The 24,674-nt window shown below is 47.4% G+C and carries 21 protein-coding genes; 18 read left to right on the top strand and 3 right to left on the bottom strand.

The genetic code is table 11. The features are described from left to right. Window positions 1-5: 5 nt before the first annotated feature. From L1N85_RS05930 to L1N85_RS05915, 4 genes are all read left to right on the top strand, one after another. The gene (locus L1N85_RS05930) at window positions 6-2,318 is read left to right on the top strand and encodes a helix-turn-helix domain-containing protein (RefSeq protein WP_235235957.1); all 2,313 of its coding nucleotides are present in this window, start codon (window positions 6-8) and stop codon (window positions 2,316-2,318) included. A 130-nt stretch (window positions 2,319-2,448) separates the two neighbouring features. Continuing rightward, the gene (locus L1N85_RS05925; protein WP_235235955.1) at window positions 2,449-4,086 is read left to right on the top strand and encodes an extracellular solute-binding protein; all 1,638 of its coding nucleotides are present in this window, start codon (window positions 2,449-2,451) and stop codon (window positions 4,084-4,086) included. An 85-nt stretch (window positions 4,087-4,171) separates the two neighbouring features. After that, complete coding sequence (locus L1N85_RS05920) at window positions 4,172-5,146, top strand: ABC transporter permease (RefSeq protein WP_235235953.1); 975 nt, start codon at window positions 4,172-4,174, stop codon at window positions 5,144-5,146. Between the two features lie 15 nt (window positions 5,147-5,161). Then, on the top strand, window positions 5,162-6,037 hold the full coding sequence (locus L1N85_RS05915; RefSeq protein WP_235235951.1) for a carbohydrate ABC transporter permease: 876 nt from the start codon (window positions 5,162-5,164) through the stop codon (window positions 6,035-6,037). A 245-nt stretch (window positions 6,038-6,282) separates the two neighbouring features. Here L1N85_RS05915 and L1N85_RS05910 read toward each other — a convergent pair whose 3' ends face one another. Next, window positions 6,283-7,149 (bottom strand): phytanoyl-CoA dioxygenase family protein, encoded by an 867-nt coding sequence (locus L1N85_RS05910; RefSeq protein WP_235235949.1) that lies wholly within the window; start codon window positions 7,147-7,149, stop codon window positions 6,283-6,285. Window positions 7,150-7,315: 166 nt separating this feature from the next. On the opposite strand from L1N85_RS05910, the gene L1N85_RS05905 reads away from it, so the two are divergent. Continuing rightward, window positions 7,316-8,179, top strand: a complete 864-nt coding sequence (locus L1N85_RS05905) for a helix-turn-helix transcriptional regulator (RefSeq protein WP_235235948.1) — start codon at window positions 7,316-7,318, stop codon at window positions 8,177-8,179. Here the strand turns inward: L1N85_RS05905 and L1N85_RS05900 are convergent. Next, window positions 8,176-9,054 (bottom strand): AraC family transcriptional regulator, encoded by an 879-nt coding sequence (locus L1N85_RS05900; RefSeq protein ID WP_235235946.1) that lies wholly within the window; start codon window positions 9,052-9,054, stop codon window positions 8,176-8,178. The two genes, L1N85_RS05905 and L1N85_RS05900, sit on opposite strands and share 4 nt — an antisense overlap. A 191-nt stretch (window positions 9,055-9,245) precedes the next feature. Between L1N85_RS05900 and L1N85_RS05895 the strand changes: the two genes are divergently transcribed. Beyond that, window positions 9,246-9,569 carry a UxaA family hydrolase gene (locus L1N85_RS05895; protein ID WP_235235944.1) on the top strand — a complete coding sequence of 108 codons (324 nt, stop codon included), beginning with the start codon at window positions 9,246-9,248 and terminating at the stop codon, window positions 9,567-9,569. Next, window positions 9,566-10,726, top strand: a complete 1,161-nt coding sequence (locus L1N85_RS05890; protein ID WP_235235942.1) for a UxaA family hydrolase — start codon at window positions 9,566-9,568, stop codon at window positions 10,724-10,726. Before L1N85_RS05895 ends, L1N85_RS05890 begins: the two co-directional genes overlap by 4 nt. 161 nt (window positions 10,727-10,887) lie before the next feature. Here the strand turns inward: L1N85_RS05890 and L1N85_RS27525 are convergent, their stop codons facing one another. After that, window positions 10,888-12,090 (bottom strand): GMC family oxidoreductase, encoded by a 1,203-nt coding sequence (locus tag L1N85_RS27525; RefSeq protein WP_328285159.1) that lies wholly within the window; start codon window positions 12,088-12,090, stop codon window positions 10,888-10,890. A gap of 131 nt (window positions 12,091-12,221) precedes the next feature. Here L1N85_RS27525 and L1N85_RS05880 point away from each other — a divergent pair, with 131 nt between their 5' ends. The 11 genes from L1N85_RS05880 (at window position 12,222) to L1N85_RS05830 (ending at window position 24,589) form a co-directional block, all read left to right on the top strand. Next, the gene (locus tag L1N85_RS05880) at window positions 12,222-13,727 is read left to right on the top strand and encodes a spore germination protein (RefSeq protein WP_235235933.1); all 1,506 of its coding nucleotides are present in this window, start codon (window positions 12,222-12,224) and stop codon (window positions 13,725-13,727) included. Between the two features lie 35 nt (window positions 13,728-13,762). Then, window positions 13,763-14,929: a Ger(x)C family spore germination protein gene (locus L1N85_RS05875; protein ID WP_235235931.1), complete on the top strand. Its 1,167-nt coding sequence runs from the start codon at window positions 13,763-13,765 to the stop codon at window positions 14,927-14,929. A gap of 29 nt (window positions 14,930-14,958) precedes the next feature. Then, window positions 14,959-15,201: a hypothetical protein gene (locus L1N85_RS05870; RefSeq protein WP_235235929.1), complete on the top strand. Its 243-nt coding sequence runs from the start codon at window positions 14,959-14,961 to the stop codon at window positions 15,199-15,201. 27 nt (window positions 15,202-15,228) lie between these two features. Then, entirely contained in the window at window positions 15,229-16,332 is a 1,104-nt protein-coding gene (locus L1N85_RS05865; protein WP_235235928.1) for a GerAB/ArcD/ProY family transporter, read from the top strand. Further along, the gene (locus L1N85_RS05860) at window positions 16,329-17,450 is read left to right on the top strand and encodes a GerAB/ArcD/ProY family transporter (RefSeq protein WP_235235926.1); all 1,122 of its coding nucleotides are present in this window, start codon (window positions 16,329-16,331) and stop codon (window positions 17,448-17,450) included. Before L1N85_RS05865 ends, L1N85_RS05860 begins: the two co-directional genes overlap by 4 nt. Before the next feature lie 45 nt (window positions 17,451-17,495). After that, window positions 17,496-19,133, top strand: coding sequence for a GMC oxidoreductase (locus L1N85_RS05855; protein WP_235235924.1), 1,638 nt, complete (start codon window positions 17,496-17,498; stop codon window positions 19,131-19,133). A gap of 21 nt (window positions 19,134-19,154) precedes the next feature. Then, the gene (locus L1N85_RS05850) at window positions 19,155-19,940 is read left to right on the top strand and encodes a sugar phosphate isomerase/epimerase family protein (protein ID WP_235235916.1); all 786 of its coding nucleotides are present in this window, start codon (window positions 19,155-19,157) and stop codon (window positions 19,938-19,940) included. A gap of 402 nt (window positions 19,941-20,342) precedes the next feature. Then, window positions 20,343-21,650 (top strand): ABC transporter substrate-binding protein, encoded by a 1,308-nt coding sequence (locus L1N85_RS05845; RefSeq protein ID WP_235235914.1) that lies wholly within the window; start codon window positions 20,343-20,345, stop codon window positions 21,648-21,650. A 150-nt stretch (window positions 21,651-21,800) separates the two neighbouring features. Then, window positions 21,801-22,745 (top strand): carbohydrate ABC transporter permease, encoded by a 945-nt coding sequence (locus L1N85_RS05840; protein WP_235235912.1) that lies wholly within the window; start codon window positions 21,801-21,803, stop codon window positions 22,743-22,745. Then, on the top strand, window positions 22,745-23,629 hold the full coding sequence (locus L1N85_RS05835) for a carbohydrate ABC transporter permease (protein WP_235235909.1): 885 nt from the start codon (window positions 22,745-22,747) through the stop codon (window positions 23,627-23,629). Before L1N85_RS05840 ends, L1N85_RS05835 begins: the two co-directional genes overlap by 1 nt. A gap of 36 nt (window positions 23,630-23,665) precedes the next feature. After that, entirely contained in the window at window positions 23,666-24,589 is a 924-nt protein-coding gene (locus tag L1N85_RS05830) for a class II fructose-bisphosphate aldolase (RefSeq protein ID WP_235235907.1), read from the top strand. Window positions 24,590-24,674: the final 85 nt, after the last annotated feature.

The following is a 24,674-nucleotide window of genomic DNA, read 5'->3' as shown; positions in this document are numbered from 1 at the left end:
TCACGATGTATAATCACTTGAAACATTTCATTAGAAGAAAAGACGGCCGTAAGAGTGTATTTATTACGTTGTTTCTCTCCTATGTCATTATTTTGCTTATTCCGGTCGCAATAGGCAGCGTATTTTACCCGAAAATTGAACGAATCCTGATTGACAATGCGAATCGATCCAATGTAGCGATGCTGGAACAGGCAAGGAGAGCGATCGATAGCAGGGTGAAGGAAATTAACAGTTTTGCTAGTCACATCGCCTTTCATCCTAAATTGTCCAGGCTGCTGGATCAGAACCGTTATGCAGCGGATAACAATACTTTTACATTTGTCGAGTTCATGCGGGAGATCAATCGATATCATATCATGAACAGCTTTGTCGATGAATTTTATATCTATTTCAATGAATCAGACATTATTTTATCACCCAGTATGAAAACGGTTTCAAAAGTGTGGTTTGAAAGTATTTACCGCTATCGCAATCTGAATTATGAATATTATTTAAAGCAGATTTTACAGCCATACAGGTATCAAACTTTCCTTCCGTCCGAAGAAATGGAAAGCGGCACGAAACGTTATCAAATGATTACCTATATTCACTCTCTGCCCAGGGGGGAGCAGGAAAATGTGAAAGGCAGTTTGGTTATGCTCATCGACGAGCGCAAACTGCTCGATATGTTGGCCAGTATAGACGGGATGCAGAAAGGCTCGGTTATTATAGAGAATGATGCAGGCGAGGTGCTGATGAGTACAGCGGGGAGAACGGATTACAGCGATCGGGATCCCTCGTTAATCATTACCCGTACGATATCGGCTCAGAACGGATGGACTTATGTGTCTATCGTACCGAAAAGTGTTGTTTTGTCGCAAGTGAACACGTTGAAGAAGTGGGCTATTCTGGTCGTTTTCTTCTGCATTGCAGGTGGAGGGATGATTTGTTACCACATGGCCTATCGCAATTACCGTCCCATTCGTGAACTGGTGCATGCCGTTATTAATGGAAGAAAATCCGATCAGCACAAGGATCATCACAATGAGTTTGAATTGATTAGAACAACGGTGTCGCATTTATTTGTCAAAGAGAAGGATTTGGAAGATCAGCTGTCCCGCAATTTACCGGTAATTCAGGCCGATTTTTTGTCCAGGTTGATTAGAGGCCGCGTCGATGCGACAACTGTTTCTTCGCAGGATCTTGAATTCATGGACCTTTCTTTCACTCATTCCTGTTTCGCTGTCATGATTGTCGATATTGAGGATTGCAGCCGATTTATCAAAGAAGATACCGAAAGAGAGTGGGCGTTGCTTCGGTTTATTTTGGCGAATATTTCTAAAGAGCTGCTGAACAAACCCGCCTATGCGATCGAGATGGAGCGGGACCGGATCGTTATTTTGATTAATAATGATAAAATATCCGAAAATTTGAATTGTGATGATTTATATGCGTTTGCCGAAGAGCTTCTCAAGATCATGGAGGCTCGCTTCAAAACACAGGTAACGGCTGCGCTCAGCACCATACATTCAGGAGTGGGAAATATCGGAAAATGTTATAGCGAAGCCATCTTTGCGATGGATTACAAAATGATTAAAGGGCCAAGCTCGATTCTATATTATGAAGAGGTTCGCCATTCGAAGAAGGATCGATACCATTATCCGATTGAAATGGAAAGCCAATTGATGAATTATGCCAGAAACGGCGATATCGTCCATGTTGAGAAGCTGCTCGACCACATTTATGAGGTCAATTTCCTTCATACGGCAGGTATGACGCCGGAACTTGTGCGATGTTTATTTTTCGAAATGTTCAGTACATTGCAGAAGCTTTCCCATTCGTTGAACTATTCCTCCGATGCTGCAAGCGGGACCGATCCGGCCAAATTTTTTCAATACTATACGACAGCAGAGGAAATGTATGCGAAGCTCAAACGCGATTATAAGGAGTTTTGTTCTGTCGTCAAGCTGCAGCGTACCGATCATAGCGCTCAACTGTATCGAAAAATTACCGTCTATATCAATGAGCATTTTTATGAAAGCGGACTAAGCCTGACTATGATGGCTGATTATTTTGAATTGAATTCTTCCTATATGTCCACATTCTTCAAAAATTATAGCGGTCAGAATATTACGGACTACTTGTTAAATCTCCGGATTCAAAAAACGAAAGAGCTGCTCTTGGAAACTTCGCTTACCATTTCGGATATTGCGGAGAGGGTCGGGTATGCAAGCAACATTGGATTGATTCGCGTCTTTAAAAAGGTGGAAGGGATTACGCCCGGTCAATATCGCACCAATCATGCCTTGATCCAACAAGCAGATAACCGATCTGAATAACGGATAGCGCATAAACTGAAGATTGGATAACGGAAGAAGAAAATCTATTCTATCCGGATTTATGCAGCCGTTGTATGGTGGAGACAGATCAAAACTTGATCAAAAAAGAAAAATTGGGGAGGCAACACAAATGAAGAAAACGGGATTCCTGCTTTTGGCCAGTGCGTTACTTGTCTCATTGTTGGCGGGTTGTTCAGGGGCGAACAGTAAAAAGGAAGATCCGGCAAAGAACGATCCGAAGCCCGCAGAGAATAATCCGGCAACAGAACAAAAGGAAGCAGCCTATCCGGCTTCATTCTCTTATTGGGTAGGTTTGAACGGCAACGTAGCGGCTACATTGGCCGACTACAGCGAATTGAAAGTGTATAAAAAGCTGGAGGAGAATACGGGTACCAAGGTCGAATTCAAGCATCCCAGCACCGATCCGGCTCAAGCGGAAGAGCAATTTAATCTGATGATCGCTTCCGGAAATTATCCGGATGTCATCGAGAAGTCTTGGCTTGTATCGGGCAAAGGACCGGATGCATTGATCGAAGACGGCACGTTAATCCGTCTTAACGAACTCATTGACCAGCATGCGCCAAACATCAAGAAGTATTTATCCGAGCATCCGGAAATTGAGAAAATGATTAAAACCGATTCGGGTAATATTTATGCCTTCCCATTCATTCGCGGCGACAATGAATTGATGGTTTTCTTCGGTCCGATTATTCGTCAGGATTGGCTCGAGAAATTAAATCTCGAAGAGCCCGCCACCATTGAAGAATGGGAAAAGGTGCTTACCGCTTTCCGGGATGGGGATCCGAACGGTAATGGGAAGAAGGACGAAATCCCATACTTGCTCAATTACCGCAACGTACGGTCTGGCGCCACGAACGAATTGATTGGAGCATGGGGCATTGCAGCCCAGTTCTACCAAGTCAACGGTAAAGTCATGTACGGAGAAATTCAACCGGAGTACAAACAATTTTTGGAAACGATGCAGAGATGGTACAAAGAGAAGTTAATTGATCCCGATTTTGCCGCGACGGACGGCAAGCTGCAGGATGCGAAGGTGACGGGCGACCAACTGGGCAGCTTGTATACTTATAACGGCGGCGGACTTGGCAAATACACCGATCTGATGAAGGATAAGCCCGGATTCAAATTAATCGGCGTGTCCCATCCTAGTTTGGTCAAAGGAGAAATTTCCGCTTTGGGACAAGTGGATAAACCTTATACCGGTTTAGGGGCAGCGATCACAAAAACGTCGAAAAATCCGGAGCAAATCGTTAAATGGCTGGATTGGGGTTATAGTGAAGAAGGTAATATGGCATTTAACTTCGGCATTGAAGGCGAAAGCTATGAAATGGTGGACAATTATCCTAAATATACCGACAAAATCACGAAAAACCCCGATGGTCTGCCGATGGCCCAATCATTGTCTCAATATGCGAGATCTACTTCCAATGGCCCATTCATTCAAGATATACGGTATTTAGAGCAATATTTGCAAAAGGATACCCAGAAGGAAGCATTGAAGAAGTGGAGCCAAGCAAAGAATGAAATTGTTTTGCCGCCGATTACGTTGACAGCTGAAGAAAGCAAGAGAATGGCAAGCATTATGGGCGATGCGAATACGTATGCAGAAGAAATGATGCTTAAATTTATTATGGGCGCAGAGAGCTTGGATAAATTCGACGATTTCGTTGCTACAATGAAAAGTTTTGGTATTGATGAAGCGGTAAAAATTCAACAAACAGCCATGGACCGTTATTTCGCAAGATAACGGAAAGGACAAACTTCATGCCGGGAACATGTTCCCGGCATGAAATGTCTGCTACTTTGAAATTCGTTGAAGAGGAGTTTTGACAATGCCCGACCTGCAACAACAGACATCTTCCGGAACGATTGTCAAGAAAGACTTTCCCAAGGAGAGCTTCAGGCACAGAGTAATTCGGGATTTTAAAGTAAACAAGATGATTTATCTGATGCTTCTTCCGGTAGTTGTTTATTACCTTATTTTCCACTATGGACCGATGTACGGGCTTCAAATCGCCTTCAAGGACTACGCGCCCACGAAAGGCTTTTGGGGCAGCTCATGGGTAGGGCTTACGCATTTCCAGGATTTTTTCAACAGCTTCTTTTTCTGGCGTTTATTAAAAAATACGCTGTTGTTAAGCTTATACAGCATGCTGTTTTTTTTCCCGGCCGGCATTATTTTGGCTCTGCTGCTTAATGAGTTGACCAGCAACCGTTTTAAGCGGCTGGTGCAGACCATCACCTATATGCCGCATTTTGTCTCGCTTGTCGTTATTGTCGGGATTATGTTTGATTTTCTCTCTGTGAATGGCCTAATAAACAATTTGCTATCCAGCGTATTCGGCATTGAACCGATTCCTTTCATGCGTGAAGCAGGCTGGTTCCGCTCTCTCTATATCGGTTCGGACATTTGGCAAAATATCGGCTGGAGCTCGATTATATTCCTTGCTGCAATCAGTAATATTGACACTTCTCTTTATGAAGCCGCAAGGATGGATGGAGCAGGGCGGTGGAAACAAAATCTTTACATTACATTGCCCGGCATCATGCCTACCATCGTTATTTTGTTGATTCTATTTATCGGCAAATTCATGACGGTAGGAGTGGAAAAAATATTGCTTATGTACAATCCGATCACGTATGAAACCGCGGACGTTATCCAAACGTTTGTGTACCGTAAAGGGATATTGGAGGCTAACTTCAGCTACAGTGCTGCTGTAGGACTATTCAATGCGATCATTAGCCTTACACTGCTTGTAATAGCCAATGGAATTGCCAGAAGAACCGGGGAAAGTAAACTGTGGTAGAGGAGGGGAAGGCAGATGAAAAAGAGTGCTTCAGAGCGGTTGTTTGACTACGGAAATATCATCTTCATGATGCTCCTCTCTGTTGGTACATTGTACCCGCTCATTTATGTTTTAATAGCTTCGTTTAGCGATCCGGGCTTTATTTCACAATACAGGGGCCTGCTGCTCTATCCGCAAGGCATCACACTGGATGCTTATAAACTCGTTTTTATGAATCCGAATATTACGAATGCTTATGGCAATACGTTGTTTTATGTGTTTGTCGGCACGACCTTCAATATTATTATGACCTCTCTCGGAGCGTATGCACTCTCGAGAAGGGGCGTCATGTGGACCAGTGCCATTATGTTTTTTATTGTATTTACGATGTTCTTTGATGGCGGTCTAATTCCGATGTACATTCTTGTCGGGAACTTGGGTCTGCTTGATACCCGCTGGGCATTGATTATCCCCGGCGCCGTCAGCGCATTTAACTTGATTATTATGAGAACCGCGTTCCAAGCCGTTCCCTATAGTTTGGAGGAGTCCGCCCGAATCGACGGAGCCAATGACTGGACGATTATGTTCCGGATCGTATTGCCGTTATCGCTCCCCGTTATGGCCGTCATGGTTTTGTTCTATGGCGTATCGCATTGGAACTCGTGGTTTCCGGCTATGATTTACTTGCAGGACAGAACACTGCTGCCTTTGCAGTTGGTATTGCGTGAAATATTGATTACCAATAATACTGACAGCATGCTAACCGCAATCTCATCGGGCGATAAAGCGCCGATCGGGGAAACGGTCAAATATGCAACGATCATCGTTTCGACCGTGCCCATTCTGCTGCTGTACCCTTTCCTGCAAAAGTATTTTGTTAAAGGGGTAATGATTGGCGCGATTAAAGAGTAGAGCGTTCCTGTAAATAAAGGCAGCAGCCGTTATTTACAGGAACCGTTCGGTTAATATGGTAGTGATACCAGAAAGGTGACAAAAGAGTATGAGAACAACACATTTATCGCCCACGGTCCAGCGGGAGCGGGAGTATGATATTTCCGTATCGACGAGGACAACAAGGTTGAACGTTTCAACCATCTATGACATTCAGCCAGGAGAGCGCTTTAGGCTCTCCTGGCAGAAGAGCCCCGCATGTAACCTTATTCTTCGTGTTCCGGCTTCTCAGCAAACCAATCTTCCAATGTAGCCACGCGTTCCGGAAAATGATAGCTTCTGGCAAGGAAACCTGCTCCGTGCGACGGCATCCGATCTTGATCCGTCGGTTGGTAACGCAAGTCTACGCTCCAGCGAACCTCGTCCGATTCGTTCGGCGTTGACATATGCAGACAGCGGTCATTAAAAAGGATGGCGCTTCCGCTTGGTACCGGCAACGCGACGGTTTTTGTTTTTCCCAGTTGGTCTTCATTCAATGCGGTATAGCCTGTGCCTGTGTGGTTCTCGTTATGCCACTCCAACAACTTCGTTCGATGAGTCTTGGGCTTGATATGCAAACAACCGTTAACTTCGTTAGCATCGACCAGAGGGATCCAAACCGTGATGACGGGATTAGAATTTGCATCAGGCCAATACGATTTATCCTGGTGCCAAGGCACGGCTCCTGCGGCAACTTTCGGAATTTTGGGTCTTGTGTTATAAACCGGATTCGAGAATATCTCACCGCCGATCAAAGATTCCACGGCGTCCAATATTTTGGAATTGCTCATCAAATGAAAATAGCCGGGAAGTCGGTCGCGCCAGCTTCTGCCAAATTTAAGAAAGTCATCAGGGGTCAGGTTCGCAAATAGCTCCGCTAGCCGGTATTTAAATGGCCTATTTTCCAATTTATCGCTGATCAGTCCCGCTTGCAGTAATTCTTCTGCGATCATGGATACTTTCTGATTCATAGCCTCTTTTGCAGGCTCCAGTTCTTGATCAGAAAGCAGATGTGGAATTACAATATACCCTTGCTCGTCATAAAAGTCGATTTGCTCTTTAGTTAAACTTCCGCTAATTGATTGGTTGAACATATTACACAGCCTCCTTGTTAATGAGAAGATTTGACTTTATATTAACAAAGAGGAGATGAATTTGTATTTAGACAGCAGTGCGATTATTTATCAATACTTCCGTGAATATTTGATTTATGAACCATTATGCTTTTGATAATATAAAATCAAGAAGGGGGAGGTAAATATGAATGCTATCGTCGGAATAAGTCCTATCATTAGAGTCGCTCATCATTATAAATTCCATCATGAAAGAACGACTGGCGATGTTGGCCGCTACGGCTATTGTTATGCTTTTCATTTCGTTGAAAGCGGAAGAGGGCAAATAACGGTGCCGCCGAATACTTATTCCATTCAAAAAGGTGATCTCATCTATTTACCGCCGGAAAGAGAGCATTCTTTCCATTTCTATCATGAGGATCAGCTTGCGACTTATAACGTTTATTGCGAGTTATGGTCCGATAGGCCGTTTGCGACTGAATCCCACTTGACCTGGGATTTAGCGAAATTCGATTCGGCGTTGTTGACACATGTGGTTGCTTGTACGGAATTAGAGCATCTCCCCGCCGTCATCCCTTTGCAGCATCATGACGGATTGGCAGAGATATTCGCCCATATCGTGCAGCAGCACCAAAAAAAGGACGTTAATTCCGATGTTATCGCAGGTAGTTTATTAAAAGCGTTTGTCCTTGAGGTTGTTCAAGTCGCGCAAAATAAACCGTTCATCGATCCTAGAATAAAGATCATCATGGAACGGATTGAGAAAGAGGCCCATGCAAGTTGCAACTACGAGAGCTGGCTGAAGCTAAGCGGATTGAAAAAATCGCAATTCCACCAGTTGTTCAAGCAAACGACGAACATGTCTCCTAAGGCTTTTTGGACTAAAACCGTCATGAAGCAAGCGGCTGTCTCCCTTCTGGAAAACAACCTTACTATAACGGAATTGTCCAATTATCTGGGATACTCGTCCATTCATCATTTCACCAAACAATTTACTTCCTATTATGGTGTTTCCCCAACAAGCTATCGAAAGAAACAACATTTTGTTTAGATGTGATGTATGCCCGGCGTCAGGCAGCTTCGTTTGTAGCCGGCAGGCGTCGTTCCTGTTAGTTTTTTGAATGTGCGGTGAAAATGCGGCAGACTCTCGAAACCGCACTCGTTCGCGATCGCGTGGATCGGCGCATCCGATGAAAGGAGAAGCTCCTTGGCGCGGCTAATCCGTTTGGCCGTGACATATTCCGTTAGTGTCATTCCCGTAAGTAGCTTGAAGACACGTGTGAAATGAGAAGGATTCACAGCTGCTTTGACGGACAATGTGGACAAGCTAACGTCGCTGAATGGTTGCTCGTCGATTGTGCGCAGCGTCATCCTCATCCACTCCGGAGCTCCAGTATTTTTCCGTTCTGCCGTTGGAACGGGCATTTGCCGGTTCAGAAGAAGCAGCAGATGGAGCAGGTGGAGGACGACGGCATGTCGTTGCCCCGGTCTATTGACTGACAGCTCACTGTTGATATTAACCAACATAGCCTCAGTAAAGTCACGGTCGGAAGAGTCCACACACAGCTTGTGGCTCTTCCATTTGTTCGCCTGCTCGAAGCATTGTATGTAAGAAAAGGTATCGCCTAACGAGTTCCATTGTGCGATACGCCCATGAAAATAAATGGCGCTCACCGTCAAAGGAGCTTCTTCCTCCGGCAATGCGCGATGAATGGTGTTGCCGGGCAGAAGGAATAAATCGCCGGGCGACATGGCATAGAAGGACCCATCAATAAAAAAAACGCCTTTTCCCGCATGGACATAGACGATTTCATGCCAATCATGCAGGTGATTGGGAAGCTCGTTATGTGAATCCTTTACGGCGCGGTAGGTAAATTCGAGCGGGAAAGATGCAGCAGCATCGAATTGCTTACGGATGGGTTTCATATAGCGGAGCCTCCCTGATCAGGATGATAGGAACACATTTCTTGTTTGGTAATAGTGTAAATGCTATTAGAGAAATAGTCAAAATAGGGTACTAGTAAGCGTATTCTCGCTATTTTCATATCCTAAATGCTCGATTATTATGAAAGCTAACCGTTGTAAATCTTGTTAGTATGAATAGAAGGGGGTGCTGAATGAAACAACAAATAGCAGATGGCGTCGACGCTCTGATTATGGATAATCGGGATCATGTCGCTACGGTGCTGCGGGAAATAATGTCAGGGGATACGGTCCGTTACAGAGACGATCATGGTATTCGTGAAATAACGGCAATTGATTTGATCCCATTCGGCCATAAGATTGCGATTGAGGTGCTTGATACAGGAGATGACGTGTGTAAATACGGGGAAATTATCGGTCGTGCCTGTTTTGCAATCTTGGTTGGGCAGCATGTTCATGTTCATAATATTGAAGGAATAAGGGGCAGAGGCGATAGAGCCGGAAAGGCGGGGACATGAACACATTTATGGGGTATGAAAGGCCGAACGGAGATATTGGTATCCGCAATCATCTGCTCATCATTCCAACGGTCATTTGTTCCAATCAGGTGTGCAGCCGGATTATGCAGCTTGTCCCTGGTACCGTTGCTATTCCGCATCAGCATGGATGCAGCCAAATCGGGGCGGACAAAGAACGTACTTTCGAGGTGCTTGCGGGGACGGGGAAAAATCCAAATGTAGGCGGGGTTATCGTCATCAGTCTGGGATGCGAAGTTGTCGATCCCTACGCGCTTGCGGACGATATCCGGAAGACCGGCAAGCCCGTGGAAGTGTTTGATATCCAATCGGTTGGCGGCTCGGTGAAAGCGATTAAGCATGGAACGGAATTGGCAAGACGAATGCTGGAGGAGCTTGAACGTCAGCCTAAAGTGCCAATCCCGCTCTCCAGACTGAAGGTAGCCGTGAAATGCGGCGGCTCGGACGCGACTTCCGGCTTGGCGTCGAATCCGGCGCTCGGCGCAGCTGCGGACGCGTTAATCGCAGCGGGCGGGACGGTCGTCATTGGCGAGACGACGGAGATCATCGGTGCCGAGCATGTGCTTGCGCAGCGCTGTGCCACACCTGATACGGCTGAGAGGCTCTATCATATTGTCGGCCGTTTCGAACGGGAGGTAGAGAGAATGGGCGCTGATATGCGGGGCGGCAATCCGAGCCCTGGCAATATCGAGGGCGGACTTTCTACCATCGAAGAGAAATCGCTCGGCTGCATCAGCAAATGCGGAAAAGCCCCAATCAAAGGAGTGATCGAATACGCGGAACGGTTACCGGAGGGCGGACTTTACTTCATGGACTCGCCGGGTAACGATATCGAATGCGTATCGGGTATGGCGGCAGGAGGCGTCCATATTGTTTGCTTCACGACAGGCAGGGGAACGCCAACCGGTGCAGCCGTCGTACCGGTCATCAAAATTACGGGTAACAAGCGGATGTACGATCGGATGGAGGATAACATGGATGTCGATGTCAGCGCAATGCTCGAAGGCGCGATGAGCTTGGAGTCTGCAGGCGAACGGATCTGGCAGGAGATCCTGGAAATAGCGGATGGGAAATGGACCAAATCGGAAACGCTTGGTCATCAAGAATTCAGTATTAACCGTATCGGACCCAGCCTATAAGAAGGGTCTGTTCGTCCTCGTGGTATAGTTTCAAGACCCTTTTACATCCCAAAAAAGCCGGAGCATGAGCGAATCATGTTCCGGCTTTTTTTGACGGATTTACCATGATGCAAGACGGAATCATACTATAGTACCCTTTAATTATGTTATCCAGCTCTTAATTATCTACTCTGTAGAACAATGTGATCTGTCATACGTATCGCCAAAGCGACCGTGGAATTAGTTGGATTCGCCGCAGCAAGTAAAGGTATCACACTGTTGTCGGCCACATAAAGACCGGAAACGCCATGAATTTGGCCAAAACGGTTCGTAGCCGAAGTTGCTGGGTCAGTGCCCATCCGGCACGTACAGGATTCATGAACATCGCTTCCCGGCGGAAACAAGGCAGGCTCTCCATCTAAAGCTACTCCCATGGAAGCGGCGGATCGAATGATTCCCTCGCGCATTTGATTGATCACCGCATTATCCCTGTCGCTGTAAGAAAAATTGACTTGGATCATAGGGACGCTATAATCATCCCGTTCTCCAGGGTCCAAGTAAACTCTGTTCTCCCGCCTGGACTCCACCAAACCGAAAGCTGCATACACCACACTTATTTGCTCTGGGAGTACCTTTTCTTCGAATTGCTGGTATGAAAAGTACTGATCAGGCCCCAATATTTGTATCTGATAAGGAGATTGCCGCGTTTCCCGTTTCAAAATAGAAAGATTACCGATATTTTCCGAGAACTGACTGCGACTGATTTTGCCCGTTCCTAGAAGAAATGAATGATTGGTCAAATAGCGCCCGATTGCCGGTCCTTGGATGCCTGAATTGAGCAAAATGCGAGGCGTTTCCAACGTGCTTGCCGAAACAACCACGTTTCTTGCCCGAATGATGTGTGTTCTTTTATCTGGAGACATCACACTAACACCAACGGCTCTTCCATTCTCGACAAGGACGCGCGTTGTATAAGCGTTCAAAGCAAGGTCGAACGGTTTATCATTTAGGGCATAAGCAAGAAAATTGACAGAACTGAACCATGCATTGGAGTGAATTTCACCCATACGTGGACCCCTCATATCAACGGCAAGTGGAAGATCAGTCGCTTCTGGAATACCGCCTGCATGAAGCCGGTTCATGAGAACCCTCTGCATTGATGAGCCTTCAGCAAAAGACGTGGTAACATTCATGGCCCGCTCCGCGAGCCTAAAATATACGTCCAATTCTTCTGGACTAACAGGCCATTGTTGAAGATGAAACTGTGCAGGCCGAGGGCATGCCCCATTCCAGAACAACGTCCTCCCGCCGAGGGCAAACGTTAGTCTGGCACCCGAAAATTCCGGAAGTCGAGCCCCGACATGAGTCGAATTATCGGGCCATATTGATAATGACTCGGGAATATCCTATCAATATAATCATTGAAGATGACAAAGGTATATAACGAAATAGATATGGTTAAATTGGGAAAAGAAGAGGGCAATCTGTGACAGACATAGAAAAGGAAGTTTAATCCATGAAACCAGATGATACGGCAGAGCACAATGTTCTTATCTCATCAAATTTATCGGACAATCAGCAGCGGATTGCGAAAGTTTTCGCCAATTGCATCGATATCAAATACGTTGTATACCGGTATGGTCCCGAATTGATCCATACGGCGCTTGTTGTTCACTGCGAAACGCTTACCCAGGACAAGAAGTTGAATTATTTAAAATCGGCTCTGCAGGATCTTACCGCTCATGAAGTAGGAGCGGCTACGGCGATTTCTCCCGAAGAAGTCATTAACTTTTTCGGGCAGCATGGCGTTTCCACCCACTCCGCGGATATTATCGAGCAGTTTGATCAAGCGGTCAAAAACGTTTTGAACGGATATGTCGTTATTTTTCTCGACCAATGGAACAAAGCTTTGAGCTTCCACTCTCTTTACGTTGAATCGAGAACGGTGAGTGAATCGGTTAACGAGCCGGTAGTTAAAGGACCTCACGACAGTACGGTAGAAGATCTGAAAAAAAATATCGGGCTGCTTCGGGCGAGATTAAAGACATCGGATTTCAAGATCGAGATGTTCATAGCGGGGAAGAAGACGAACGCTGAAGTCGCCTTCGGTTATTTGGAAGAAGCCGTTGATCCCGAGATGTTGGCGGAATTTAAACGGCGGATTGAGAAGGTAAAGAAAGAGGAAATATTAGAAACTTCTTTTATTGAAGAGCTGATTGAAGATTCCACCTATTCTCCTTTTCCCCAATACCGTTATACCGAACGTCCGGATGTTGCGGTTGCCGCGCTGCTCGACGGAAAAATTATCGTCATGGTTTCAGGCACCCCGTCCGTCATGATCTGTCCCGGCCTGTTCGTCGAATTTTTCAGTTCGAGCGAAGATTATTACCAAAGGACGGTGTTTGCATCATTAGTCCGGCTGATGAGGCTTGTCGCCTTTTTTTTGGCGCTCGCTTTGCCCAGCATTTATATTGCTTTGTCGACCTTCCATCCCGAACTCATTCCGACCGTGCTTTTATTGGCCATTAAGGATACGAGGGAAGGCATTCCGTTCCCGGCTTTCGTGGAAGCGCTCATCATGGTGTTTTTCTTTGAAATATTGCGGGAAGCGGGGATTCGCCTGCCGCGGCCGGTCGGCTCCGCTGTAAGCATCGTCGGCGCTCTCGTTATCGGACAGGCGGCGATACAGGCCAAGATCGCTTCTCCGATTATGGTCATCGTCGTTGCGCTTACCGGGATCGCTTCTTTTTCCCTGCCGCAATATACGCTTACCGTCGCGCTTAGAACCATGCAGTTTCCGCTGATGGCGCTCGCCGCTTCGCTCGGAGGGTTCGGACTGATGATCGGTTTCCTGCTCACTCTCCTGCACCTGACGTGCTTGCGTTCGCTCGGACAGCCCTATTTATCGACGTTGGCGCCGCTTCGCCCGAAACAACTGCGTGACGTGTTCATACGGGCGCCATTGAAAATTTTGCTGCGCTCCCCGAGAAATCGGTATTTGCATAAGAAGCCCGGTGAATAATGAGGCCCGCAGCTATTGAGAAAGCAGGATGAACGATGCGACGGTCCATACTGAAAATGTTGTTGATATTCTCCTTGTTCCCGTTAACGGGCTGCTGGGATAAAGCCGAATTGAACGAACGTGCGTTTGTACAGGCGTTGGCGATCGATCTGAACGATGAAGGGAAGATTGAATTAACGACGCTTTTCTATAAGCCGGGAGGCGCAGGCGGCGAGCTGTCCCAGCAAGCGCAAGGCGGGCCTAGATCCTTCAATATCAAGACCGTGGACGATACCGCCCTCGAGGCGGTTCGGGATATTACAATCCATCTGGGCCGCAAAGCGCAATTCAGCCATATGCGGGTTATTCTCATCAGCGAAAAATTGGCGAAGAAGAGAAAGGTTGGAGAAGTTCTCGATGCTTTCTCGCGGGATCATGAACCGAGAGGGGTCATATCGGTCATGATCATGAAAGGCAAGGCAAACGATTATTTGAATATAGAGCCATTCATTGAAAGCACAATAGGAGAGCAATTGCGGAGTATTGAAGAAGGGAATTTCCGCTATTCCGGCAAAACGATTAAATCGACATTTATGGAATTGTCCATGCAATTGAAAAGCGAAACAGGTGTGGCGAAGGTTCCATACCTTTATTTGGACAAAAAGGGCAAGCCAACCGCCACTGTAGCGGGAATTGCTCTTCTGGACAAGGGGAAAATGGCCGGATTGATTTCCTCAAAAAACGCGGAAGGTTTGTTGATGCTTGCCAATCAATATGGAAACGGGATCATTGAATTTCCATGCACGGACCCAAAAAAAGAAAAAAGGAACAAAAAGGAATCGTTCGAGATCGGGCAGATGAAGACGGAAATAACGCCAAAAATCATCGGGGATTCGGTCAACGTTCATGTGTCGGCGAAGATCGGAGGATCGGTAGGCGACCTTCTATGTTCCAAGTTGGAAACGAAGGAGCAAGAACAAGCTTTCGCGCAAACGGCTGGAGAAGCAGTGAAGCGGGAGATGGAGCAAGTCATTGAGCTGTTGCAGAAGAAAAAACTGGACGCAATCGGAATCGGAGACCGGATTTACCGTAAAGATTCCCGGTTGTGGCAGCGTTGGAAGCCAAATTGGGGCGAGCGTTTCGCGCGGATTCAATTTGAGATCGATGTCGAGGTCAAAGTTCGCGATACAGGAATGAATATCGGCAAACCCATGAGCGGATAGATCTTACGCGTTAAAAGGGGATATGAACCATGCTTGAAAAAATCGCCGTTCTGGTTCTACTATATACCGTTATGCTCGCCTACGACGGACCGAAATTGAAACGGAAGAGCCTCCGGGAACGCGCCGCTTATGGAGTGATCGTGCTGGCCGCCGTATATCTCAGCATTGACTATGTGTGGGAAACGGACTGGCCGAACCTGAACGAGCTGGTTGATTTGGTTTTATCCGAACCGGCCAAACGCATCGTGAAATCTGTCAAGGTTTCACCCTAGTTTCATACTGCAGTGAAGGAGGATACCATGGACAAGCAGGAAACCGTTGATTCCTGGCAGATGGCGACGTTATTTCTCGCTTTTATGACCGGTTCGGCAATCGTCAACATCCCGGCCCCTTTGACGGCAGCCGCCGGGAACGGGGCCTGGCTGTCCCTGATCATTGCAAACGGAGCCGGAATGCTGCTCCTGGCCTGCATTCTTTATTTGCGGCGCCGTTATCCCGGCATGACAATGATCGATTACAGCCGCAAAGTTTTGGGAAACGGAATGACCGTTCTCCTTGCGTTTCCTTTCGTCCTTACTGTTATATTAATGTTTTCCTATATTGTTCTCGATATAGGAGGGTTCTTTGCCTCTTCGCTATTGATACAAACGCCCTCCTATGCGGTTCACTCTCTCATTATACTGACGGCTGCCCTGACGGCGCGTGCGGGGATCGAAGCGATGGCCAGAATGTTCATCCTGCTTCTTTACTCCATGTATTTCTTCATATTTCTCGTCTTGATGCTGGTTCAACCGTATTTCCATCCGGAGTATCTTTTGCCCGCATTCCCCCAAGGAATGAAACCTGTCATTCACGGCGCTTACATCGCCTTCGGCTTCCCTTATGCCGAACTTATCCTGTTCGCGATGGTTCTTCCTTTCGTTCGCAAAAGCGATGACAACCGTCTGGGCAAATATATGTTCTCGGCCCTTCTCGTAAACGGCCTCAGTCTGATTCTGGTCGTCATATGCTCGATCATGGTTAAGGGGCCGCTCGCTTCCGAACTCAAATTTTCCGTGTTTCAGCTTGCGCGATTGATCACGGTTCAGGATGTGATCGAAAGGGTCGAGTCCATCGTCGGCATCTCATTAATCGTCGGATCGTATATGAAAGCAACGATCACGCTGTTCGTTGTGAACCTTGCCCTGTCCCAATTATTGAAATTGCAGGATAACCGAATATTAATGTTCCCGCTTGCGCTTGTCAGCTTACTGCTCACCCTGGTCATGTTTGACTATGAAGCGGAATTTACGGAGAAAGTGACCGCGGTCTGGCCGCTAATCACCGCGGTGGCATTCGTTTTTCCGATTCTTCTCATTACATTGGTTACTGTTATTAAAGGGAAGGGGGGGAATGGCCCGTGAACAAACAGGAGTGGATCAGTTCCAAGCAAATGGCGGCATTGTTCTTTGCTTTTATGACCGGCTCTTCCATTATTAATATTCCGGCCCCCTTGGCGGGAGCGGCGAAGAACGGAGCGTGGCTGTCGCCCTTGCTTGCCAACGCGATGGCGATGCTTCTATTAGCTTGTATGCTTTATTTGCACCGGCGATATCCCGGAATGACCTTCATCGACTACAGCCGCAAAATAATCGGGAATTGGCTGACCCTTTTGTTGTCGATCCCTCTCCTGATTCTCGTTATGTTAGACCTTTCTTACATCGTGCTTGATATCGGGGGATTTTTTGCAAGTTCAATGATGCAGGCAACCCCCCCGGTTGTTATTCATTTTCTAGTCCTGTTGACCGCTGCCTTGACTGTTCGCGGGGGGATTGAAGTGATGGCCAGATTGTTCAGTATGTTGATCCCTGTCATGCTGCTGGCTGTCATGATCATATTGATATTCGTTTTGCCTTATTACCATCCCGAGTCTCTGCTGCCTTTGTTCCCGGGCGGAATCAAGCCGGTCGTTCATGGCGCTTATTTGGCCTTCGGCTTCCCTTATGCGGAAACCGTCCTGTTCGCGATGATTCTCCCGTTAGCTCGTCAGGAGAAAGAAAATCCGCTTGGGAAATGGATGGTTGCGGCTTTGCTTATAAACGGTATCGCTTTATTTCTCAGTATCTTATCTTCGATTATGGTTTTGGGACCGCTTGCAGGCGAAGCGAAATATTCCTTATTTCAGCTTGCCCGTTTGATCCAAGTGCAGAATATTATCGAGAGAGTCGAATCGATCATCGGTATTGCATTAATCGTCGGCTCCTTAATGAAAACGACTATCATGTTATTTATTTTTACAGTCATTGTATCGAAAGTATTGAAATCGCACGATGAAAAAATATTCGTTTTTCCGGTTACGTTATTCGCCTTGTTGCTCACGCTCACGATGTTTAACCATGAAGTCGAATTTTTCGAGGCCGTATACGTGGTCTGGCCATTATTCATTACGATGGCAGCCGTTGTTCCCTTTATGTTGGTGACGCTGGTCGCGTTCTTCAAAGAGGAGTCGTTAAAACCTGGTGATGACAGCGGTAAGGTATAGAAAAATGGTTGCGGCGTATATATGTAGGAGGATAATCGAAAGGGTGTGATCACTTTGAAGATCTACATCGCTGACGATGGAGATACCCTTAGAACAATTTCCCGTAAAAATGGCGCCGAATTAGAGGATCTTCTTTCCCTCAATCCGCATATTGCGCGTCCCGATCTGGTCATCACCGGCAATCAAGTCAAACTTCCCGACGCGTCCACGTCAACGAGGGACAGGACACCGGTCCCGTCATGCCCCCCTCCCAAGCTGACTTACCAGGAACAATGGATTCCTCTTACAACGCTTGAGCAAATGGAGCGGACATACTATGACGTGCTCGTTGTGGGTACCGGTGCGGGAGGAGGCGCCGCACTGTGGCGATTGGTTCAACAGCTGCAAAATAGCGGAAAGCGAATCGGTATCATTGAGCGGGGAGGCCTCTTGATACCGACACATGCGCAAAACATCGCCACATTGGATTTTGAAAGCAGAAACAGTTACTTCAACAGCGTTGCCGTAAGACGCACAGATTTTGCAACCCAGTTCGTTTATGCGTTGGGGGGCAGAACCTTGTTCTGGACAGCGACCAGTCCCCGCATGTCTCTAGCCGACATGGCCGGTTGGCCCATCACGGTTCAAGAGATGGACAACTACTATAACATTGCAGAGAAGGCCATGAATGTCACACAGTCGTTCACCGAAGGAGCTTCCATCACGCAGATCCTTCTCGACCGTCTTCAGCAGAACGGATTCCCAGAATCGATAGACGAGCCCATTGCAATGAACCTGCAGCCGACGAGCCGGTTCGGAGTGATCAATTCCAATGTATTTTACAGCTCGCTTGTTTTGTTTGCCCAAGCCCTGAACGGCGCCTACGATTTGGCCGTCAACGCCCGCGCCGTTCAGGTTCTCACGGACAAGGACAGGGTTGCGGGCGTTAAGGTGATGTCGCCGGATAAAAAAAGCTATTATTTGAAAGCCAGAAACGTCGTTCTGTCGGCAAGTACTTTGGGAACAGCGCAAATCTTGTTGAACTCGGACATTCAAGGGAGAGCGATCGGCCATTATCTTTCTACCCATTCCAGAATAACCGGCGCCGGAATGGTGAACCGCAGCGAGTTTCCGGAGGTTCTGGGGCCGCTCCGCATATTGATTCCGGGCACCGGAGACCGTCCCTATCAAATCCAGATTCTCGGACCGGGCCCTTACCGATATGTTCAATACGAAATACAACCTTTGCAGGCCGAGTGGGGTGTTACCTTTGCCGCTTCAGGCAAGGTCGAATCCCGATATGACAATAAAGTTACCCTCGACCCGCTCAAGCGGGATGAATACGGGGTTCCCGAAATTCAAATCGATTTTTCATACAGTGAACAGGACCGGGCCGTGATTCAGCAAATGGGAGACGCTGTGAAGCGGGCATCCTCGGCGATGGGAGTGCCCTTGATTGAACGGGACGGCCAGCCATTCTGCCTTGTACCGCCTGGACAAGAAGTTCATGAAATGGGAACGTGCCGGATGGGAGATGATCCCATATCCTCGGCGACCAACCGCTACGGTCAAATCCACGGTATGAGAGGTCTCTATGTCGCCGATAACAGCGTCATCCCGACCAGCGGAACCGCCAGCCCTACTTTAACGACCGCAGCGCTGGCCATTCGTACGGCGGATTATATTGTTCAGCAACTGAAATAACGAAGTTCGGAGGGAAATGAAATGAAGTTTCAGCTATTCGGCAAAGAACTGTGGGATATGTCGAGGATTCCTCCGGGCCTCACGCTTTATACGGTACGTAATGAACTTGAACAAGATTTCTTGGGAACACTCAAAAAAGTAGCGGATATGGGTTACAAAGTCGTCGAGTTTATTTTCAACGCGGAAGGTTTTCCGGCTGTACAAATAAAGCAAGCGTTGAATAAGCTCGGTTTGAACACCGTTTCCGTCTATGTGCGAACGGAAGATTTGGAAAGAGACTTGAACCGATACATCGAAGACGCCAAGACGATAGGCGTCCGATATATCGTTACCCGATTTCCCCGGGAAAAGTTCGCGGACGAATCCAAATTCCCGGAACTCGTCTCCTTTCTGACAAGGGTCGCCAAGGAGCTCAAGCGCCATGGCCTGCAGCTCGCCTACCACACCCACGATTATGACTTCGCAAAAGCAGGCGGCAAGTTTATCATCGATATATTGCTCGCGGGAGTCGGCACCGATTTGCTGCAGCTGGAGCTTGATACGTATTCGGTGAAACAGGCGGGGCTCGATCCCAAGGCAACCCTTCTGAAATACAAAGGAATTACGCCGCTGCTTCATGTGAAGGATATGGATCGCCAAGGAGGCTTTACGGAAGTCGGCCGCGGTACGATCGACTGGCCCCCTATATTTCGCATTCTTAAAGACGTCGGGGTGAAATATTACTTCGTCGAGCAAAACGTTAGCGCTCACCCTCTGAAAAGCGCAAAAATAAGCCTCGATTATTTGAAATCGATCGGCGCGGCATAAAGTCTGAGCATCTGAGACCAATTAGCTTTAGTTTTTCCAGTTCATGCTGCCGGTGCAGCCGTGATCTCGCGTGATTGATTAGTTCAATTTATATAGCTGAAGGGATGTAAAAAGGAAACGGGGCAGTTCCGCGAGTAGATTTATCTACTTGAGGGGCTGCCTTTTTTATAGCTGCCCCTCGTAAGTCATCAGAGCATCCAAATATCTACTGTCCTGATTTATCGGTTCATCCATAATCGACCTCGTTTGAATCCGCCTAAATAAGTGTTGACTAATAACGTATTATGAGGTAATTTATAAATACAAACCACATAAAACCATATGTAAGCGTTTCACTATTGGATTAACGAAATTATATTGTGGGGTAATGTGGTTTATAAAAAACTGGGAGGTCGAATCAGAATGAAAGCAAAGAATCGCATACTTATGCTTTTGTCGGTTGTGTTGACCATGAGCTTGCTTTTAGTGGCTTGTGCGGGAGGAAATAGCGGGAACGGCAACCATGCAACAAACGCTCCGGCTAATACAGAAGGAAATACAGAAGCCAGCGATCCGCCAGCCGCGTCTGTGGAGAAAATCGAATTGGATTTCTGGACGTTCTGGGGATCGGAGACGCGTCGTCCTATCATTGAGAAGATGATTGCCGACTTTAACAGCTCGCAGGAGCGCATTGTCGTGAAGCACACCTTCCTGCCTTGGGGCGATGTTTGGACGAAGAACTTAGCGGCGATCGCGGCAGGCAACCCGCCGGATGTCATTATCAACGATATTAATACAGTAGCGCAGCGTGCAAACAGCAAACAAGTCGTCAATCTCACCGAGTTTTTGGCGCAAGACAACATTAAAGACCGTTTTTTCGAGGAATTGTGGAATACAGTGGAGTTTAAAGGCGAAGCTTACGCCTTGCCATTCAATACAGACACCAGATTCCTATTCTATAACAAGGATGCATTCGCCGAAGCAGGACTCGATCCGGAGACGCCTCCAACAACCTGGGCAGAGCTTGAAGAGTTCGCGATTAAATTAGATAAGAAAAATGGAAATCGCTATGAAAGAGTCGGCTTCTACCCGAACGGCTGGGGCAACTGGGGCTGGGACAGCTGGATGACCAACGCGGATAACGGCATAGGTTTCGTTGACAAAGAAGGCAAAGTAACGATCAACACGCCGAATAAAGTGGAAGCGCTAAAATGGATTAATAAATGGACCGATCGTCTTGGCGAGAGCACCGTTAATGCGTTTAAAGCTGAGTTCGGCAGCAAGCAGGCGGACCCGTTTATTTCGGGCAAGGTAGCTATGATCAACCAGACGGCAACCTTCTACACGCAGCTGCGCGACTATGGTAAAGATGTAAACTTCGGCATCGCGCCGATTCCTGAATTCAAAGAGGGAACAGGCCACTACAGCTCCGGCGGCGGTTTTGTCATTGAAATTCCGTTCGGCGCCAAAAATCCTGAAGCATCGTGGGAATTCATGAAATTTATGACCGATGTGCAAGCGCAAGAATATTGGGCTATTAAAAACTTCGACAATGTTGCGAATATTGAAGCTTCTGAGAAGGCTGCCATGAATGCTGAATTGGATGAAAAAGGTAAATTAGTTTACGGCGAAGCGGTTAAAAACTTGCAGGATACAAAAATTTTCCCGATACCGGAGTTCGCACCGGATTTCCGCAGTTTGCTTAACCCGCAGGGGATGCTGCTCTTCTAGGACAAAAAATACCGGAAGCGGCACTTGAGCAAGCGCAAAAAGAAGTAGAGGCTTTAGTGAAGGCTAACAAAAAATAAACAAATGAAGAAGCGACGGAGTGGAAGCTGGACGCTTGCCACTCCCTTTCTTTAGGAAAGGAGAGGAGCCATAATGAACGCTGAGTCCAACAATTCCAAAAAGTCTGTGAAACGGAGTCGATTAACGGTTGAGCGAAGGGAGGCGCTTCAAGGGTATGTGTTCGTTTCTCCCTGGCTGATCGGATTTATATTCATAACGATGGGTCCGATGCTGTTCTCCCTGTATTCGAGCTTCACGAATTATAACATTACGTCCAGGATGGACTTTATCGGACTGGATAACTTTGTTCGGATGTTTACGACAGACAGCCTCTTCTGGATCTCCTTAGGAAACACCTTGTACTATGTTGCGTTTATGGTGCCGCTCACGACGGTCGGTGCCGTGCTTCTTGCCGTTATGTTAAATCAGGGTATCCCTGGCATGCGATTTTTCCGTACGATCTTTTATTTGCCCGCCGTATTATCAGGCGTCGGCGTTTATATTCTTTGGATGCAGCTGTTAAGCCCTTCAACGGGGCTCATTAATACGCTGTTAGGCTTTGTCGGGATTTCTGGTCCGGCGTGGCTGTTTGACCCGGAATGGACGAAACCTTCACTGATCATTATGAAGCTGTGGAGCGTAGGCGGCGGAATGCTGCTTTACTTGGCCAGCCTGCAGGGTGTGCCGAAGCAGCTTTATGAAGCAGCGGAAATTGACGGCGCGGGTATATTCCGGAAATTCCGCACCATTACGCTGCCAATGATTACACCGATTATCTTCTTCGACATCGTAACCAGCACGATCGGCGGATTTCAAATTTTCCAAGAGGCATACGTCATGTCGGAAAGCGGCGAGGGCGGCCCGATGAATTCTATGGTTTTTTATAATCTTCATATGTGGAACAAAGCCTTTAAGGTATTCGATATGGGTTACGCAACCGGAATGGCATGGGTTCTATTCATGATCGTTATGGTATTGACGCTTATTAATTTGGTGTTGGCCAAAAAATGGGTGTATTACGAGGGGAGTGACCGTTAATGAGTGCAGACGGACAAACGCAGAAGCGGCGCTACTATCAAGGCCAACGTTTCCAGGAAAGACTCAGAAAAACGGTCGTAGCGTTATTGCTCATCGGCGGCAGTGCCATTATCCTTTCTCCGATCTGGTGGATGGTTTCAACATCGCTCAAGCCGATGGAGGAAATCATGCAGTATCCGCCGACATTCTTTCCGAATGAGATTCATTGGGGCAATTATGTGCGGGCATGGACTTCACCCGCGGCCGATTTCACCCGGTGGTTGATGAATACAGCATTTATTACCGTTTGTGTCGTAATTGCGAGCGTATTCTCGAATGCATTCATTGCCTATGGCTTTGCAAAAATCAAGTTTCCGGGGCGCAATGTCATGTTTGCCGCCGTCCTGGCGACGATGATGATTCCAGGCTTTGTGACGATGATTCCGCAATATATATTGTTCGCTCAGCTGGGCTGGATGAACACCTATCTGCCATTAATTATTCCTTCTTTATTCGGCAGCGCGTTTTTTATCTTTCTGCTTCGCCAGTTTTTCATGTCCATCCCGAATGAGCTGATCGATGCGGCGAAAATGGACGGGGCAAACCATTTTTATATTTGGCTTCGCCTCATGGTGCCGCTAATTAAGCCGGCCATTGCGACAATCGCTATTTTCTCGTTTAATGGCGCGTGGAACGACTTCCTTGGACCTCTCTTGTATGTGAACAACGAGTCGATGTATACGCTGCAAATCGGACTGCAAACGTTCAAGGGCACGGAAGCGACGCAGTGGCATTACCTGATGGCCGCTTCGCTGATGGTTCTATTGCCGGTTATCGCTTTGTTCATGTTCTTCCAAAGATACTTCATTGAAGGCATGAATTTAACCGCCGGGACGAAGGGATAACGGAAATCCAGAACCGACAAAAAGGAGAGACTGATCATGGCTTACAACAAAAATAGAAGCAATGTCATTACGTTAAAGCAAGCGCTCGAAATGGCGGAGTCCCATCAGTTTGCATTCGGGTCTTTTTCGCCAAGATATACGCCGATGATTGTTCCGGTATTGAAGGCAGGGCAAGCGATGAATTCACCGTTGATCGTGCAAATATCGGAGAAGGAGCTGGATCGCTACGGCATCACGCCGAAGGAATTCGGCGAACAATTTTATGCGCAGCTGGAGCGGCTTTCGATTACCGTGCCGGTTGTGCTGCATTTGGATCACACGAAGGTGCTTTCTATGATCGCGGATGCTATCGATGCAGGCTTTACCTCGGTTATGATCGACGCCTCCGAGAAGCCGCTGCAGGAAAATATAGCGATTACGAAAGAGGTTGTCGATTATGCGCATGCCAAAGGAGTTTCGGTCGAAGCGGAGCTGGGCATGATCGGAACGACCGATTTTATCGAAACGGACAAGGATGAGGAGCTGTACACCGATCCGCAGGAGGCGAAGATGTTCGTAGACGCTACCGGGGTGGATGCGCTCGCGGTATCCTGCGGTACGGCACATGGCGTATACGTTGTTAGACAGCCGAAAATTGACTTTGCCCGCTTGCAGGCGATACGCGCTTTGACACCGGTTCATCTCGTGCTCCATGGCGGCTCGGGCGTGCCCGCGGAGATGATGGGCCATGCGATCCGATTGCCTGGCGGCGGCGTGAGCAAGGTCAACATTGCGACCGATTTGGAACATTCCTTCCTCGAGGCTATCGGAAGAGAGGAACGGATGACGAATACCGAATGCAAAGCGTTATCGGCCGATTTGCTCGAGCAGGGAAGAAATGCGGTCGAGCAGACCGTCAGCGAGAAAATTCGTTCCTTCCTGGGCAGCAAGGACTTTGCCGGCATGTACCAGGCTCGATAACCGGATAAACAACGGAATAGAAATGCGCGGGCATCAATGTCTTGGTGCAGTTGCGCATTTTTATTTTCACGGGATGAGAACAGCA

This window comes from Paenibacillus alkaliterrae (assembly GCF_021532375.1).
GTDB classification, from domain to species: Bacteria; Bacillota; Bacilli; order Paenibacillales; family Paenibacillaceae; genus Pristimantibacillus; species Pristimantibacillus alkaliterrae.
The sequence above is the reverse complement of the archived record's forward strand: the minus strand, read 5'-3'. Positions and strand labels throughout refer to the sequence as shown.

Excerpts from the sequence above, each read along its gene's own strand:
- L1N85_RS05845 (WP_235235914.1), top strand. The coding sequence starts at position 20,343 with ATGAAAGCAAAGAATCGCATACTTATGCTTTTGTCGGTTGTGTTGACC.
- L1N85_RS05850 (WP_235235916.1), top strand. The coding sequence starts at position 19,155 with ATGAAGTTTCAGCTATTCGGCAAAGAACTGTGGGATATGTCGAGGATT.
- L1N85_RS05835 (WP_235235909.1), top strand. The coding sequence starts at position 22,745 with ATGAGTGCAGACGGACAAACGCAGAAGCGGCGCTACTATCAAGGCCAA.
- L1N85_RS05925 (WP_235235955.1), top strand. The coding sequence starts at position 2,449 with ATGAAGAAAACGGGATTCCTGCTTTTGGCCAGTGCGTTACTTGTCTCA.
- L1N85_RS05875 (WP_235235931.1), top strand. The coding sequence starts at position 13,763 with ATGCGACGGTCCATACTGAAAATGTTGTTGATATTCTCCTTGTTCCCG.
- L1N85_RS05915 (WP_235235951.1), top strand. The coding sequence starts at position 5,162 with ATGAAAAAGAGTGCTTCAGAGCGGTTGTTTGACTACGGAAATATCATC.
- L1N85_RS05920 (WP_235235953.1), top strand. The coding sequence starts at position 4,172 with ATGCCCGACCTGCAACAACAGACATCTTCCGGAACGATTGTCAAGAAA.
- L1N85_RS05830 (WP_235235907.1), top strand. The coding sequence starts at position 23,666 with ATGGCTTACAACAAAAATAGAAGCAATGTCATTACGTTAAAGCAAGCG.
- L1N85_RS05900 (WP_235235946.1), bottom strand. The coding sequence starts at position 9,054 with ATGAAACCCATCCGTAAGCAATTCGATGCTGCTGCATCTTTCCCGCTC.
- L1N85_RS05910 (WP_235235949.1), bottom strand. The coding sequence starts at position 7,149 with ATGTTCAACCAATCAATTAGCGGAAGTTTAACTAAAGAGCAAATCGAC.
- L1N85_RS05930 (WP_235235957.1), top strand. The coding sequence starts at position 6 with ATGTATAATCACTTGAAACATTTCATTAGAAGAAAAGACGGCCGTAAG.
- L1N85_RS05840 (WP_235235912.1), top strand. The coding sequence starts at position 21,801 with ATGAACGCTGAGTCCAACAATTCCAAAAAGTCTGTGAAACGGAGTCGA.
- L1N85_RS05895 (WP_235235944.1), top strand. The coding sequence starts at position 9,246 with ATGAAACAACAAATAGCAGATGGCGTCGACGCTCTGATTATGGATAAT.
- L1N85_RS05880 (WP_235235933.1), top strand. The coding sequence starts at position 12,222 with ATGAAACCAGATGATACGGCAGAGCACAATGTTCTTATCTCATCAAAT.
- L1N85_RS05890 (WP_235235942.1), top strand. The coding sequence starts at position 9,566 with ATGAACACATTTATGGGGTATGAAAGGCCGAACGGAGATATTGGTATC.
- L1N85_RS05870 (WP_235235929.1), top strand. The coding sequence starts at position 14,959 with ATGCTTGAAAAAATCGCCGTTCTGGTTCTACTATATACCGTTATGCTC.
- L1N85_RS05865 (WP_235235928.1), top strand. The coding sequence starts at position 15,229 with ATGGACAAGCAGGAAACCGTTGATTCCTGGCAGATGGCGACGTTATTT.
- L1N85_RS05905 (WP_235235948.1), top strand. The coding sequence starts at position 7,316 with ATGAATGCTATCGTCGGAATAAGTCCTATCATTAGAGTCGCTCATCAT.